Origin of the sequence: Rhizobium sp. CB3090 (genome assembly GCF_029714285.1) — a bacterium.
GTDB lineage: Bacteria > Pseudomonadota > Alphaproteobacteria > Rhizobiales > Rhizobiaceae > Rhizobium.
This window is the reverse complement of record NZ_CP121662.1, coordinates 979,208-994,033: the sequence shown is the minus strand read 5'-3', so window position 1 is coordinate 994,033 and position 14,826 is coordinate 979,208. Positions and strand designations below refer to the sequence as shown.

General features: G+C 59.0%; 12 protein-coding genes. 7 read left to right on the top strand and 5 right to left on the bottom strand.

What is annotated here, in order from left to right; genetic code table 11:
• The first annotated feature begins 5 nt into the window (after nt 1–5).
• The 3 genes from QA646_RS04820 to rpmG all read left to right on the top strand — a co-directional run bounded on the left by QA646_RS04820 (nt 6) and on the right by rpmG (nt 2,216).
• A complete protein-coding gene (locus QA646_RS04820) occupies nt 6–461 on the top strand; it encodes a DUF983 domain-containing protein (RefSeq protein WP_283057909.1) in 456 nt (151 codons plus the stop codon).
• 306 nt (nt 462–767) lie between these two features.
• The gene (locus QA646_RS04815; RefSeq protein ID WP_283057908.1) at nt 768–1,952 is read left to right on the top strand and encodes an MFS transporter; all 1,185 of its coding nucleotides are present in this window, start codon (nt 768–770) and stop codon (nt 1,950–1,952) included.
• A gap of 96 nt (nt 1,953–2,048) precedes the next feature.
• Nucleotides 2,049–2,216: a 50S ribosomal protein L33 gene (rpmG, locus tag QA646_RS04810; RefSeq protein ID WP_003587245.1), complete on the top strand. Its 168-nt coding sequence runs from the start codon at nt 2,049–2,051 to the stop codon at nt 2,214–2,216.
• An 809-nt stretch (nt 2,217–3,025) separates the two neighbouring features.
• Here rpmG and QA646_RS04805 read toward each other — a convergent pair.
• Both QA646_RS04805 and QA646_RS04800 read right to left on the bottom strand, forming a co-directional pair.
• Complete coding sequence (locus QA646_RS04805; RefSeq protein ID WP_283057907.1) at nt 3,026–4,399, bottom strand: PleD family two-component system response regulator; 1,374 nt, start codon at nt 4,397–4,399, stop codon at nt 3,026–3,028.
• A gap of 16 nt (nt 4,400–4,415) precedes the next feature.
• Entirely contained in the window at nt 4,416–4,787 is a 372-nt protein-coding gene (locus QA646_RS04800) for a response regulator (protein WP_283057906.1), read from the bottom strand.
• A gap of 131 nt (nt 4,788–4,918) precedes the next feature.
• On the opposite strand from QA646_RS04800, the gene QA646_RS04795 reads away from it, so the two are divergent.
• On the top strand, nt 4,919–5,227 hold the full coding sequence (locus tag QA646_RS04795) for a DUF3572 domain-containing protein (RefSeq protein WP_283057905.1): 309 nt from the start codon (nt 4,919–4,921) through the stop codon (nt 5,225–5,227).
• Nucleotides 5,228–5,229: 2 nt separating this feature from the next.
• A complete protein-coding gene (locus tag QA646_RS04790; RefSeq protein ID WP_283057904.1) occupies nt 5,230–5,877 on the top strand; it encodes a hypothetical protein in 648 nt (215 codons plus the stop codon).
• A gap of 17 nt (nt 5,878–5,894) precedes the next feature.
• Here the strand turns inward: QA646_RS04790 and QA646_RS04785 are convergent, their stop codons facing one another.
• A complete protein-coding gene (locus QA646_RS04785; protein WP_283057902.1) occupies nt 5,895–6,476 on the bottom strand; it encodes a GNAT family N-acetyltransferase in 582 nt (193 codons plus the stop codon).
• Nucleotides 6,477–6,554: 78 nt separating this feature from the next.
• Between QA646_RS04785 and QA646_RS04780 the strand changes: the two genes are divergently transcribed.
• Entirely contained in the window at nt 6,555–7,844 is a 1,290-nt protein-coding gene (locus QA646_RS04780; protein ID WP_283058971.1) for a DNA polymerase IV, read from the top strand.
• Here QA646_RS04780 and QA646_RS04775 read toward each other — a convergent pair.
• Nucleotides 7,814–9,592 carry a GNAT family N-acetyltransferase gene (locus QA646_RS04775; protein ID WP_283057900.1) on the bottom strand — a complete coding sequence of 593 codons (1,779 nt, stop codon included), beginning with the start codon at nt 9,590–9,592 and terminating at the stop codon, nt 7,814–7,816. The two genes, QA646_RS04780 and QA646_RS04775, sit on opposite strands and share 31 nt — an antisense overlap.
• A gap of 181 nt (nt 9,593–9,773) precedes the next feature.
• On the opposite strand from QA646_RS04775, the gene QA646_RS04770 reads away from it, so the two are divergent.
• A complete protein-coding gene (locus QA646_RS04770; protein ID WP_283057898.1) occupies nt 9,774–11,039 on the top strand; it encodes a L,D-transpeptidase family protein in 1,266 nt (421 codons plus the stop codon).
• Nucleotides 11,040–11,071: 32 nt separating this feature from the next.
• Here the strand turns inward: QA646_RS04770 and dnaE are convergent, their stop codons facing one another.
• On the bottom strand, nt 11,072–14,569 hold the full coding sequence (gene dnaE / locus QA646_RS04765; protein ID WP_283058969.1) for a DNA polymerase III subunit alpha: 3,498 nt from the start codon (nt 14,567–14,569) through the stop codon (nt 11,072–11,074).
• Nucleotides 14,570–14,826: the final 257 nt, after the last annotated feature.

Below are 14,826 nucleotides of genomic sequence, written 5' to 3'. Positions count from 1 at the left end.
AGCCCATGACGAGCAGCCCGTCCGATCCAATGATCCGCTTTGGCGGCCCCGACGAGGCCGAGCGCTCGCTCGGACGTTCGATTGCCCGCGGTTTGCTGAACCGCTGTCCGCGCTGTGGCACGGGAAATCTCTTCAAGGCCTTCTTGAAACCGGTCGACCGTTGCGCTGTCTGCGACGAGGAGCTGTTCCATCAGCGCGCCGACGACCTGCCGCCCTATCTGGTGGTCCTTCTGCTCGGCCATGTCATGGTCGGCGGCTACATGATGACGGATTTGGCCTTTCATCTGCCGATCTGGGCGCATCTTGCGATCTGGGCGCCGATTACGGTGATAACGGCGTTGGCCGCAATCCAACCGATCAAGGGCGGCGTCATCGGCCTGCAATGGGCGCTGCGGATGCATGGCTTCGGCGGCCATGACGACAGTCCCGAAGAATGGGATCGGGGAAACGGCCCATCGTGAACCATATGCCTGAGCTGATATCACCAGCCCTGCCGGCCGGCAGGAGCGGGTATGCGCCCTTACTCCCTTTGGATGGAACTGGTATCGATCCGCCTCATATTCATGATTCGCGGGAATTGCTTGATCTCCAATGGCTTGACATCGGCGACATTTCTTGTCTGAACATGCCGGGCGTCGAAAGGAGCATTGTGGAGGACATGATCGATCCCATGAAAGCCGACCCGTCACCTGGATTTGGCCGAGCCGTGCCTTTCTGTCTCCCGCGTTGCGAACGATTCGTTCGCCACATGCTCTAAGGATCAATTCATGTTTGAACCGACGAACGGCAAGGCCGGCCATGTCGAAGAAATTCACTGGCCTTCGCTCGTCGCCGCCATTTCGTCCGTTTCCGCTGTGGGCATCGCCATCGGCCTCGGCCTTCCGCTTCTCAGCATCATCCTCGAAAAACGCGGCATTCCCTCGAGCCTGATCGGGCTCAACACAGCAATGATGGGGATCGCCGCGATGATAGCGGCGCTGATCACCACGAAGCTCGCGCACCGATTCGGTGTCGTGCAGACCATGATCTGGGCTGTCGTACTCTCCGCGCTGAGTTCGCTTGGGTTCTATTATGCGGAAAGCCTGCTGCTCTGGTTTCCGCTGCGCCTGATCTTCCACGGGTCTACCACCACCCTCTTCATCCTGTCGGAATTCTGGATCAACGCCGCCTCCCCGCCCTCCAAGCGCGGCTTTGTGCTCGGCCTCTACTCCACGGTCTTCTCGCTCGGCTTCGCGGCCGGTCCCCTGCTTTTCTCGCTGGTCGGCAGCGAGGGGCTGATGCCCTTCCTCATCGGCGCCTGCATCATTCTGGCGGCAACGATCCCGATCTTCATCGCCCGCAACGAAAGCCCCATCGTCGACGAAAAGCCGGAGCTGCACTTCATCCGCTACGTCTTCCTGGTGCCTACGGCGACCGCCGCCGTTTTCGTGTTCGGTGCCGTGACCGTCGGCGGCGGATCGCTATTCACCAGCTATGCGACTCGGCTTGGTTTCAACGAATCACAGGCCGCATTGCTGCTGACCGTAATGGGCGTCGGCAACTTCGTCTTCCAGATCCCCCTGGGGCTGCTTGCCGACCACCTGCGCGACAAGCGGCCGCTGCTGTCGATCATGGCTGCCATCGGGCTGGTCGGCGCGCTTCTATTGCCCTCACTGGCCTGGAATTGGATACTTCTGGCGGTCATTCTGCTGTTCTGGGGCGGCTGCGTCTCCGGCATGTACACGGTCGGCCTTAGTCATCTCGGAACGCGGCTGACGGGCGCGGACCTTGTCGCAGCCAATGCCGCCTTCGTTTTCTGTTATGCAGTCGGCATGGTCCTCGGTCCGCCGACGATCGGTACTGCCATGGATTTGGCCAACCCCAGCGGTTTTGCCTGGGCAATCGCCTTTTTCTTTGGACTATATGTCCTGCTTTCGGCGATACGGCTTCTTTTCATGGGCAGCAGGGGTTGACTTTTCGGGCGCGATTTGTAGTTTCGCGCCAGAATTTGCCGTGGACCTCCGCACTGGCCGTCCACGGCTTTCATTTTTCTTAAAGGCAGGACGACCATGGCCAAGGCTACCACCATCAAGATCAAGCTGCTGTCGACGGCCGACACCGGTTTCTTCTACGTCACGACGAAGAACAGCCGCACGATGACGGACAAGATGACGAAGACGAAGTACGACCCGATTGCTAAAAAGCACGTCGAATTCAAGGAAACGAAGATCAAGTAAGTTTCCTAAACTTATGATTACAAAAGGGCGCAACCGGAAGGTTAGCGCCTTTTTCTTTTGGCGGCTTCTTTTTCTGTGCAAAACCTCATAAAGGCATCAAAAAAACAGATGGAGCTAAAATTAAACTTTCTGATATCAACAACGAAAAACGCCGCACTTCCTTTAGAAGGCGGCGTTTCGAATTGGGGGTCGGCTAGCCTGCAAAACGGCACGAGGAACCGCTTAAAATTGCTTGCCAGCCGACCGACCCCACGACCCAGGAGATGCGGCGGACCTGAGCATCATGGGGTATTCCCACGCCCTTGCGGGCCTGTCCTTGTATGAGACTAAATTTGCGCGAAATCGAAAGAAAATCAACAAATTCTTAATGATAAAAAGCTCTCGTCTGCCCGAATGGTTAAAATTCCCGCCGCCATCCGGTTCTTGTGATCTGAAAAAACAACAATCTGAAAGCGAGTAGATCCCAAAAACAAAGAGGTAACTATCGTATGCGTAGCAAATTCTGACTACAGATACTTAACCACCTTTTCACAACATAATGACAATCATGTTATTCATGAAATACTCGCAGATTCTCTCCAATTATATTTTATATATTGCAAATTTATCACAACAAATACCCATTATACATGGGATTTCCGTCAAATATAATAAGTATTTTCTACGAACTTACTACAGCAACTATAGAGCTTATTCTCCTGTGGAAATCTGCATGCGCCGCTGCGGAACAAAGATTACAAATCTGTAATCACTGTTCAAAACTTGCAAAAGCCCATGAATACTAATGGGCCGCCATAGCGTAATTTTGATCAAGCCGCCGCCGCGACAACCCGGTTGCGGCCGGAATGTTTGGCTTCATAAAGGGCACGATCGGCCTGCTTCATCAACTGCTCGGGTGTTTCGACCGTCTCCAAACGGGACGAAATGCCGAAGGAGGCAGTGACATTGAGCGCAACCCCTGCCTCTCGCAGCGTGAAGGGCGCGGTCTCTACGGCAGCGCGCAGGCGCTCGGCAACGGCGGCTGAAATCTCTGGGGGCGTATCCGGCATGACCACGACGAATTCCTCGCCGCCATACCGGCAGGCGAGATCCGCGCCGCGTACAGTGGAGCGAATACGGGCGGCAAATTCCTTCAGCACTTCATCGCCGGCGTCATGGCCATAGGTATCGTTCACCTGCTTGAAGCGGTCGATATCGGTAATCAAGACCGAGAGCGGCCGTCCGCGCGTCAACGAACGGTTGAAGAGGATTTTCAGGTGATTGTCGAGATAGCGCCTGTTGTTGAGCCCGGTAAGCGCATCCGTGACGGCAAGCTCGATCGTGTGCTGCACACTGGCACGCAGGCGGTCGTTATAGCGCTTGCGGCGAATCTGCGTCAGGCAGCGGGCCACCAGTTCGTTCGGATCGAGCGGGCGGACAATATAGTCGTTGATGCCGAGATCGAGCGCCCGGACGATCATCTCGTCAGCCCCCTGCTCCGTCACCAGCAGCACCGGCAGGAACCGCGTGCGCTCCAGGGAGCGGAGCTGCGAGCAAAGCCGCAGAGGATCGTGATCATCGAAATTCGAATTGACGACGACAAGTTCAAACGGCTTTTCCGCGGCCTCCAACAAGGCGCCCTGCGGATCGGATGTCACCGTCACCTCGGCGATCGGCTTCAGAGCACGAATGATACGCTCTTGCGAATTGGCGCGACCGTCGACCAGCAACACATGGCCGCTCTCGTCGGCGCGGCCTTCGCCGACGCGCAGGAGGTCGTCAATACCGAAATTGCGCGCCGTCTCGTTGCGCATGCGCAGCTCGTCGCTGAGCGTCTTCAGGCGCAGCAGGCTTTTGACCCGGGAAATGAGCTGCAGGTCGTTGACCGGCTTAGTCAGGAAATCGTCGGCGCCAGCCTTCAGACCGCGCACACGGTCGGCCGGCTGATCCAGCGCCGTGACCATGACCACAGGAATATGCGAAGTGCGCGGATCGGACTTCAGCCGCTCGCAGACCTCGAACCCATCCATGCCGGGCATCATGATGTCGAGCAGGACGAGGTCGACCTGGGTGCTCTCGCAGATGGCGAGCGCCCTCAACCCATCCTCCGCCGTCAGCACGTCGAAATATTCGGCCAGCAGTCTTGCTTCGAGCAGCTTTACGTTTGCGGGAACATCGTCGACAACCAGTATACGCGCGGTCATAAGTTTTTCCCCGCGCTCAAGCGTCGCCCAAATAAGTCTTGATGGTCTCGATGAATTTCGGAACCGAGATCGGCTTGGAGACATAGGCTTCGCAGCCGCCCTGGCGGATTCGCTCCTCATCGCCCTTCATCGCAAAGGCGGTGACCGCGATCACCGGGATGACGTGCAGATCATCATCCTCTTTCAGCCACTTCGTCACCTCCAGCCCGGAAACTTCCGGAAGCTGGATGTCCATGAGGATCAGGTCGGGGCGATGTTTACGAGCGAGATCAAGCGCTTCCATGCCGTTCCGCGTGTGGATCGTGGTGTAACCGGACGCCTCGATAAGATCGCGAAAGAGCTTCATATTCAGCTCGTTGTCTTCTACAATCATCACCTGCTTAGGCATGGAGAGCTGTCCCTGCATCCGGTATTGCATCCATTCTATGAAAATATAACGTCGCTTGAAATCGATTCCAGAAATACTTGAATCCGACGCTAGCGGCATTTGGTTGAAAAATAGGTAACTTACCCCTCAAAATGCAAAGTAACTTCAAGAACTCGAAGGTGGCGGCCGCCGATCCGCAGGAAACCGCAATTGCCGTACTTGGCTGGCTGGCCAATGAGCCGGATATGTTCGGCCGCTTCCTGGCCCTGACCGGTGTCGAACCGGCACAGGTGCGCAATGCCATCAACGAACCCGCTTTTCTTGCCGGCATGCTGGATTTTCTGATGAACCACGAGCCGACATTGCTTGCGTTCTGTGAGGCAAGCGGCATCGCGCCGGAAACGGTTGCCGCCGCCTCGGCGCACTTCTCGCCACCAGGTCTTTCCTCAGGGGAATATTGACGATGGACGCCCCGGTCGAATTGGACACATCCCATGTCCGGCTCGGCGACCGGCCGTTGATCGTCTGCGACGTCGATGATGTCGTGTTGCACTTCTTTGCGCCCTTCCTGACCTTTCTTGACAGTGAAGGCCATGAATTCCTGCCGCGCTCGTTTCGGCTGACCGGCAACATCATTTCGAAAGCAAGCGGCGCGGCGCTGGAGGAAACGGAAGTTCATCGCCTGATCGACGCTTTTTTCGAAGCGCAGGAGCAGTGGCAGACACCCTTGGATCACGCCATCGACACCCTCGGCGGCTTCTCCAAGAATGCTGATATCGTCTTTCTCACCGCCATGCCGCCGCAATTCTCCGCGCAGCGCCGCCGTCTTCTCGACAGGCTGGGCCTCGCCTATCCGCTGCTCGCCTCGCTGCAGCCGAAGGGACCGATCGTGCAGGCGCTGCACGGCAAGCGCACCTTGCCCGTCGCCTTCGTCGACGATATGGCGCACAATCTGCATTCGGTCCGCGACCATCTCGCAAGCTGCCTTCTCATCAACCTGAAGCCGGATTCGATCGTCCATCGCATGGCGCCGGCTGTAGCTGCCGATATTCCCCAGGCGAACCATTGGGCAGAGGTGGCGCCGTTGATCCGCGCCCATATCGCCCGCTAAGCTCGCCCGCCCCGGCATCAGAGGACAAGGCGCATCAGGGGGCGCCCGTCCTTTCGTTTCGCGACCTCAGAAAATCCGGCCGCCTCGAATATGTTGAGCGAGCCGACATAGAGGCCGACGGATTTTGATTGTTTCGTCCGTTCGATCGGACAGCCCTCGAGAATGCGCGCACCGGAAGCCTTGGCGAAATTCACCGCCTCCGACAGCATGCGATGGCTGTATCCCTTGCCGCGATCACGCGAATTCATGAAAAAGCAACTGACGGCCCAGACCGAGCTGTCTTCGGCGTCGCCGAGATCGAGCGGCCGCGATACGGTTTTCGGAGAATTCCATTGCGGCAGTTCCGATCGCGGTCCGACTTGCGTCCAGGCGACGGGGCGCCCACCGATATAGCCGAGAAGGCCGGGCGGCGGACCTGCGGCGACGCGGGCTTGCATGAATTCTTTCTTCGCTCCGCCATCCATCGTTTTGCGGTCGGATGTCGGAACGCGGAAATGGGTGCACCAGCAGCCATAACAGGCACCACTTGGCCCGAAGAGCGTTTCGAAATCGCCCCAGCGATCCGCCGTCAAAGGCACGGCTTTCAATTCCTCCAACATCTCCTCCCCGCTTTTTCCGTCTTGAGACTCACGAGCTTAAAACATAAGGTAGCGATGTTCAATTTTTGTTCTATTTTCATGACCAGCGCGCCCGACAAAGTTTCCGGTTTTTGCCGTGATTGCCTGAGCGAGCAATCGGCCGAGCGCACGCGTTGCCGGGCCTGCGGCAGTCCGCGCCTTGTCTATCACCGCGAACTTTATGGCCTGACGCTGGCCCATATCGATTGCGATGCCTTCTATGCCTCGATCGAGAAGCGCGACAATCCGGACTTGGCCGACAAGCCGGTCATCGTGGGCGGCGGCAAGCGCGGCGTCGTCTCCACCGCCTGCTATATCGCCCGCATTCACGGCGTCCGGTCGGCCATGCCAATGTTCAAGGCGCTGGAGGCCTGCCCGCAGGCGGTCGTCATCCGCCCGAACATGGAGAAATATGTCCGCGTCGGCCGCGAGGTACGTGCGCTCATGCAGGAGTTGACGCCGCTGGTGCAGCCGCTTTCGATCGACGAAGCCTTTCTGGAGCTCGAGGGCACGCAGCGCCTGCACCATGATCCGCCGGCCCGCATCCTGGCGAAATTCGCCAAGCGTATCGAAAGCGAGATCGGCATCACCATTTCGGTCGGCCTTTCCTATTGCAAGTTCCTCGCCAAGGTCGCTTCCGACCTGCAGAAGCCGCGCGGCTTTTCGGTCATCGGACGGCAGGAGGCACTATCGTTTCTGGAGCCGCGTCCGGTGACCACCATCTGGGGCGTCGGCAAGGCCTTTGCGGCGACGTTGGAAAGCGACGGCATCCGCACCATCGGCCAATTGCAGACCATGGAGGAAGGCGACCTGATGCGCCGCTATGGCGTCATCGGCCAGCGGCTCTTCCGCCTTTCGCGCGGCATCGACGATCGCACGGTGCATCCGAACGATGCGGCAAAAAGCGTATCGTCCGAGACGACCTTCTTCGACGACATTTCCCGCCATGACGATCTGGTGCCTATCCTGCGCGATCTCTCGGAAAAAGTATCGCGCCGGCTGAAGCGCAGCGGCATTGCCGGACAGACTGTCGTGTTGAAGCTGAAATCGGCCGATTTCAAAAGCCGTACCCGGAACCGTCGCCTGGAAGATCCAACCCAGCTCGCCGACCGCATTTTCCGCACCGGCCTGCGGTTGCTCGAACATGAAACCGACGGCACGAAATTCCGCCTGATCGGCATCGGCGTCACCGATCTCTGCGACGCCGCCCGCGCCGATCCGCCTGATCTCATCGACGAACAGGCGACGCGCCGCGCCGCGGCGGAAGCGGCGATGGACAAGCTCAGGGAAAAGTTCGGCAACAAGACGGTCGAAACTGGCTACACATTCGGCGGCAAACGCGAGAGCTGAATTACGGCCGGCAGCATATCGGTCTCTTCGTCGAAAAGTGCGGCGCGATTGGCAATCGCCTGCTCGTAGTTCGGCCTGATCGCAATCGCTTTTTCATAGCTTGCCAGCGCCTCGTCCGTGCGCCCCAGACGGCGCAATGCGTTGCCCTTGTTGTTATAGGCAATCGCATGGGCTGGCTCCAGGGCTATTGCGCGTTCGTAGCGGACGACAGCGCCCTCGAAATCCCTAACCGCGGCGAGGATATTGCCATATGTGCAATGGGCCGCAGCGGAGTCGGGACGCAGCTCCAGCGCCCGCCCGATCTCGGCCTCCGCCTCCCTGGCCTCGCCGCGCAGTAATAGAAGTATGCTCAGCCGATGCACGGCATCGAAATCTCCCGGATTTTCGGCGATGGTGGCGCGACATTGCTTTTCCGCCTCGGCGCGGTCGATCACTCCTTGATCGTCCGAGCTGATATCCGCAGGAGCATCGGGCGAGATCGCCTGCCAGAGCGTCCGTGAGGCCACGACTTCGCGATAGAGTGACAGCGCCTCACTTCGCTCGGGTTCGATCGCAAGAACCTGCCGGCAGCCGATTTCGGCATCCGCCAGATCACCGGCGGCGTACAGGCTCTTGATGCGGGCAAGCACGAAGGGGAGGCAATGTTCGTCCAGCCGCTCGCCCAGATTCCGCCCCGTCCTTGTGTCGATCCGATAGCGCTCGATGCGCCGGCTGACGGAGCCGAAAATATACTTATGCTCATAATTGCCGGCTCCGAGATCATAGATTCGAAAACCGTTCTCTATCGCCCAGCGGATCGTATAGGCATGCAGCGTCAAGCCCGGGGACAGGTCTCGGATCGAGACATCACGCGCGATGAGAAAACAGATCAGGCTCTTACGCGGACGATCGAGAAGGACGGCGGAAGCGGCTATTGCTACCCCGTCCCGCCATAGAACCGGCAGAAAAAGATCGCCGTTGCGAAAGCAATTCGGCAGAACCGATTGGGAATTGTCGAGGATGTAGCGCATATAGGCGTGATTGCGACATCCCCATTGCTTCGCCCAAAGGCTCAGCAGCGTCGCAAGGTTCTCGTCGATGGTTGCTGTCTCGGTATGCGTTATCCGCAGTGCCGCCGAGCCTTCGAGCTTTCGCAGGCAGTGGCGGATATTGCGCCGCGCCCGCCAATGCAGTTTCTCGTGAAGGAATGAATCGAAATCCGCAGGCAGCGTCACATGGACGTGGATCTCCGGATCGATCCTTTCGGCCGCATCCGTTATCTGTGCCGGGCGCTTGACCCTGTCGCCGACAAAGTCCGTCGGCGGAAAGCGCTCGATAAAGGACTCGATGCGCGTGGAGGATCGATCGATATCGTCGAGATGCAGGCTGCTCCAATGAAGGGTGTGAATGTGATCGGCAAAGGCTGAAACCGCAGCATCGGCATGGGCCGGATCGCAGAGGATACCCGTATATGGGGCAAAATAGGAGCCGCCCATGACGATGGTATTGTAAAAGCCGTTGCCCCTATCGAGCCCGGTACCAAGCTGGAGCGGGAAGAAGGCCGCATAGGCGCCCCCGTCATCTTCCCTTGCCGCCAGCACGAGACAGGCGAGGGAACGAGAGGCGAACCAGCTCGATATCCAGGTCCAGGATAAAAAACAGTGCGCTTCCGGGTCGATCTCATAGATCCGATCCCAGTTGTCTTTCAGCCCCCGCAGATCTTCCAGCTTTTCGATCACGTCCACATGCATGTCGAATGCCCGCCCCACTCCGCATCCTACAATTTAAGATTTACATAAAATACTTCCTGTCGCAATTGCGCCTATCGGACAGGCCTTTGCTGCTGAATCGGCAAAAAAGCTATTCAAGTGGACGGCTTGCCTGCAAGTCTTCCTTAAACTTCGACGTCTAACGTCGGGCGATACGAGTATTGCGTTTTGGTATGTGTATATGAAGCCGCGTTTCCTTTTCGGGCTTGGCCTGCTCTCGGCCACAGCTCTCGTTCATCCTGCCTTCGGCCAGGAAGATGCCCGCACATTGCAGATAGTCGTATCGAAGGACCGGCAGTCGCTTGCCGTCTATGACGGCGACAGAGTGGTGGCGACATCCAAGGTTTCGACAGGCAAGCGCGGTCACACGACGCCGAGCGGCATCTTTTCCATTCTGGAAAAAGAGGTCTATCACGAGTCCAACCTCTATTCGGCGTCGCCGATGCCCTTCATGCAGCGGCTGACCTGGTCCGGCATCGCCCTGCATGAATCCAATTCAGTGCCGAACTATCCCGCCTCGCACGGCTGCGTGCGCATGCCCAAGGCCTTTGCCAAGATGCTCTACCAGATGACGGAACGCGGCGTGCATGTCGTCATCGCCGATCAGCCGCTGGTGCCGCAGCCTTTCGAACATGCCATGCTGTTCCAGCCAGAAGTCGCACCAGCCGCTGCCCTGTTCTCCGATATCGAACTGCGCCCGTCGACAGCAGCCTTCCTGCCGCAAGCGCAGCCGGTGCAGGTCGCCACAAACGATGTCGCTTCCCTGCCCATGCCAGAGGCCATACAGTCGCCGCCGGTCGATCAGGCGCCGCTCGGCATCCTCATCACCCGCCGGGGACTGCGGGAAAATGTCCGCGATCTGCAGGGCATCCTGAACGACATGGGCTTTGCGACCGGGACGCCGGACGGCATGCTCGGGCCAGCTACGGTGCAGGCGATCGGGGATTTCAAGAAGGCTCACAACATCACGACATCGGGTGGGCTCGTCAGCCCGGCGCTGATGAAGGCCGTTTATGCCCTCGCCGGCAAGGGCGAGCCGCCGAACGGCGAAATCATGGTTCGGCAGAATTTCAAACCGCTATTCGAAGCGCCCGCCATCATCGCAGAGCCGCAGGAAGCGCTCGGCACACATTTCTTCACCGCCCACACGATCGACAAGGTGAACGGCAAGGCGGACTGGTTCGGCGTAACGCTGGAAGACGATCTTTCCAAGGAGACGAAAAAGCGGTTCGGCATTACCAGCGAAGAACAGGCAGAATCGCTCGACGCCGCGGACCGCGCACTCGACCGCATCACCATACCCGATGACGTCAGGCGCAAAATCCAGGACCTGCTGACGGCAGGTTCCTCGCTGACGATTTCCGACACCGGCATCGGCCCCGAAACGGGCAACGGCACCGATTTCATCACTATCACCAATCGTGGCGCGCTTGGGAAAAGCGGCTAATGCATGTCGCGCAAAAGTGCGCGCGACGAGCTTTAGACCAGCTCGACGTCAATCACACCGGGCGCGGTGCGCAACGCGGCTGCGATTTCCGGCGTGATGCGGTATTTCTCCGGTAGCGCCACCTCCACTTCGCGCTTGCCCTCCTCCTTGATGACGATGAAGGAGACCAGGCCGTCGCCCTTGGCGTTGAGGTGGGCTGCCACCGCTTTCAGCGGGCCGGAATTGCGGACATAGACGCGTAGCGCCTTTTGCATCTGCAGCGACTTTTCCTCCAGCGACTGCGCCGTTTGCAGGCGCAGGCCGATGCCTTCCGGCCGCTCGTCCGCTTGTGCCGTAATGACGAAGGATTTGCCGACCTCCAGCACGTCGCGATATTGATTGAGCACTTCCGAAAACAACACGGTCTCGAACTGGCCGGAGGCATCGGAGAAAACGAAGATGCCCATCTTGTTGCCGGTGCGCGTCTTGCGCTCCTGCTTGGAAATCACCGTGCCGGCCAAGCGGCCATTGCTGGCGCCCTGCTTCACTGCCGCCGAAAAATCGGCGAAAGTCTGCACGCGCATCTTGTTGAGCACGTTCTTGTAAGTGTCGAGCGGATGGGCGGTGAGGTAGAAGCCCAACACTTGGAATTCGCGCAGCAACCTTTCCGAAGCCAACCAAGGAGTGAACGGCGGGAATGAGATCTTCTCAGGCCCCGAAGCGGCGCTTCCGAACATGTCGGACTGACCGCTTCGCTTGTTTTCCTGCGCGACTTGCGCATAGCCCATGATCCGGTCCAGTCCGCCGATCAGTTGCGCGCGATCGATGTCGAAACAATCGAAGGCGCCGGCGCAGATCAGGCTTTCCAGCACACGGCGATTGATCTGCTTCGGATCGATGCGCAGGCAGAAATCCTCGATGCCCGCAAAAGGCTGGTCGCCGCGCACCTCGACAATATGGTCGACGGCGGATTCGCCGACACCTTTGATGGCGGCCAGCGCATAATAGATGCGGTTCTCACCCGTCTCGAAATGACGGAACGAGGTCTGGATCGATGGCGCGATGACTTCGATGCCGAGGCGCTTGGCGTCCTGGCGGAAGTCGTTGACTTTTTCGGTGTTCGCCATATCGAGCGTCATCGAGGCGGCGAGGAACTCCACCGGATAATGCGCCTTCATATAGGCCGTCTGGTAGGAGACGATGGCATAGGCAGCGGCGTGCGATTTGTTGAAGCCGTAGTTCGCGAATTTGGCGAGCAGGTCGAAAATAACGTCCGCCTGGCCCTTCGACACGCCATTCTTGATGGCGCCGTCGACGAATCGTTCGCGCTGCTGGTCCATCTCGGCCTTGATCTTCTTACCCATGGCGCGGCGCAGAAGATCGGCTTCGCCGAGCGAATAGCCTGAGAGGACCTGGGCGATCTGCATCACCTGCTCCTGATAGACGATAACGCCCTGCGTCTCCTTCAGGAGATAATCGATCGTCGGATGGATCGATTCGATCTCTTCTTCGCCATGCTTGCGGGCATTGTAGACCGGGATGTTTTCCATCGGACCCGGACGATAAAGCGCCACCAGCGCGATGATATCCTCGATGCAGTCGGGGCGCATGCCGATCAGCGCCTTGCGCATGCCCGCGCTTTCCACCTGGAACACGCCGACCGTTTCACCGCGCGAGAGCATGTCGTAGGTCTTCTTGTCGTCGAGCGGAATGCTGGCGAGATCAAGCGTGATGCCGCGCTTGGCGACGAAATCGACGGCCGTCTTCAGGACCGTCAGAGTCTTCAGGCCGAGGAAGTCGAACTTCACGAGGCCGGCCTGCTCCACCCATTTCATGTTGAATTGGGTGACCGGCATGTCGGAGCGCGGGTCTCGATACATCGGCACCAACTTCGACAGCGGCCGGTCGCCGATGACGATACCCGCGGCGTGCGTCGAGGCGTGGCGATAGAGGCCCTCGATCTTCTGGGCGATATCGAGCAGACGGGCAACGACCGGTTCCTTGTCGGCCTCCTCCTGCAGGCGCGGCTCCTCCTCGATCGCCTTGCTGAGCGGTGTCGGATTGGCGGGGTTGTTCGGCACCAGCTTGCAGATCTTGTCGACCTGACCATAGGGCATTTCCAGCACGCGGCCGACGTCGCGAAGGGCAGCGCGCGCCTGAAGGGAGCCGAACGTGATGATCTGCGCCACCTGCTCGCGGCCGTATTTGGCCTGGACATAGCGGATCACCTCTTCGCGGCGATCCTGGCAGAAGTCGATATCGAAGTCCGGCATCGATACGCGCGACGGATTGAGGAAGCGCTCGAACAGCAGCGAGAAACGCAGCGGGTCGACGTCGGTAATCGTCAGCGCATAGGCAACCAGCGAACCAGCGCCCGAACCGCGGCCCGGCCCAACCGGGATGTCGTGCTGCTTGGCCCATTTGATGAAGTCCGCGACGATCAGGAAGTAGCCGGGGAATTTCATGCGCTCGATGACGCTGAGTTCGAATTCCAGCCGCTCGCGATAGTCCTTCTCCGCATAGCCCGATGCCATGCCGAGCGAGGCGAGACGCCGGTCGAGACCTTCGACCGCCTGGGCGCGCAGTTCAGCCGCCTCGGCGCGCTCGGCCTCCTCCGGATCGTCGGTGGCGCCGGTGAAGCGCGGCAGGATCGGCTTGCGTGTCTTCAGCACGAAAGAGCAGCGCCGGGCGATCTCGACGGTGTTCTCCAAGGCTTCCGGCAGGTTGGCGAAGAGCTTCGCCATGTCGGCGCGGCTCTTCAAATAATGATCCGGCGTCAGGCGAAAGCGGGTATCGTCCGAGACGATGGCATTGTGGGCGACCGCCATCAACGCATCATGGGCATCGTAATCGTCTCGCGTCGGGAAGAAGGCCTCGTTGGTCGCGACCAGGGGCAATTCGTGCTCATAGGCGAGCGCGATCATCTTCTGTTCGTGGCGGCGATCATAGGTGCCGTGACGCTGCAATTCGACATAGAGCCGGTCGCCGAACAGACTTTTCAACGTCAGTAGCCGCGACAGCGCCTGCGGCGCGTGGCCCTCCTTCAGCGCCATATCGACCGGACCGCCGAGCGAACCGGTGAGCGCGATCATGCCGTCCGTGCCGATCTCCTCCAGCCAGGAGGCGGTGATATGGACAGCCTGATTGCCTTCGCCGCCGAGATAGGCGCGGCTGACGAGATCGACCAGCCGCTCATAGCCCCGCTCGGTGGCGGCAAGCAACACGATGGATGGCAGCTTGGCGAGTGCCTGTTGCGGCCCGCGCTTCTCGCCCTCGACACCATCTTCCATGTCGATCGACACCTGGCAGCCGATGATCGGCTGCAGACCCTCATCCATCGCTTTCTGGGAAAATTCCAGCGCGATGAAAAGGTTGTTCGTATCGGTGATGGCGATAGCCGGCTGACTGTCGCCGGCCGCCTTGGCGAGGATCTTCTTCAGCGGCAGTGCGCCTTCGAGCAGCGAATAGGCGGAATGGACGCGAAGATGCACGAATTCCGGCGTGTCTCCGACCGGCGCACCCGTTGCGCCGCTGCTCACCATATCCGCCATCATATGCCTTTCCGCATGCCCAAATGAATCGGCTGCATTCTCGGCATAGCGGATGATAAAGTCCAGAAGTTGACCTCAGGAATCACGGGCGCATCGCGACACCCGTGGGGATAAAATTCACATCGCCATCATGATGAGGGAAAAGCTGGCGACAAACATGACGATGGAGGTGAATGCTGCAACGTCTCGAATGATATCGGTCATTTACGCGCTCCTTACTCGTTATGTTTCTTTTTTGTTCTATTTATGTTCGAGAG

Coding starts and splice junctions, on each gene's coding strand:
- QA646_RS04820 (WP_283057909.1), top strand. CDS start 6: ATGACGAGCAGCCCGTCCGATCCAATGATCCGCTTTGGCGGCCCCGAC.
- QA646_RS04815 (WP_283057908.1), top strand. CDS start 768: ATGTTTGAACCGACGAACGGCAAGGCCGGCCATGTCGAAGAAATTCAC.
- rpmG (WP_003587245.1), top strand. CDS start 2,049: ATGGCCAAGGCTACCACCATCAAGATCAAGCTGCTGTCGACGGCCGAC.
- QA646_RS04805 (WP_283057907.1), bottom strand. CDS start 4,399: ATGACCGCGCGTATACTGGTTGTCGACGATGTTCCCGCAAACGTAAAG.
- QA646_RS04800 (WP_283057906.1), bottom strand. CDS start 4,787: ATGCCTAAGCAGGTGATGATTGTAGAAGACAACGAGCTGAATATGAAG.
- QA646_RS04795 (WP_283057905.1), top strand. CDS start 4,919: ATGCAAAGTAACTTCAAGAACTCGAAGGTGGCGGCCGCCGATCCGCAG.
- QA646_RS04790 (WP_283057904.1), top strand. CDS start 5,230: ATGGACGCCCCGGTCGAATTGGACACATCCCATGTCCGGCTCGGCGAC.
- QA646_RS04785 (WP_283057902.1), bottom strand. CDS start 6,476: ATGTTGGAGGAATTGAAAGCCGTGCCTTTGACGGCGGATCGCTGGGGC.
- QA646_RS04780 (WP_283058971.1), top strand. CDS start 6,555: ATGACCAGCGCGCCCGACAAAGTTTCCGGTTTTTGCCGTGATTGCCTG.
- QA646_RS04770 (WP_283057898.1), top strand. CDS start 9,774: ATGAAGCCGCGTTTCCTTTTCGGGCTTGGCCTGCTCTCGGCCACAGCT.
- dnaE (WP_283058969.1), bottom strand. CDS start 14,569: ATGGCGGATATGGTGAGCAGCGGCGCAACGGGTGCGCCGGTCGGAGAC.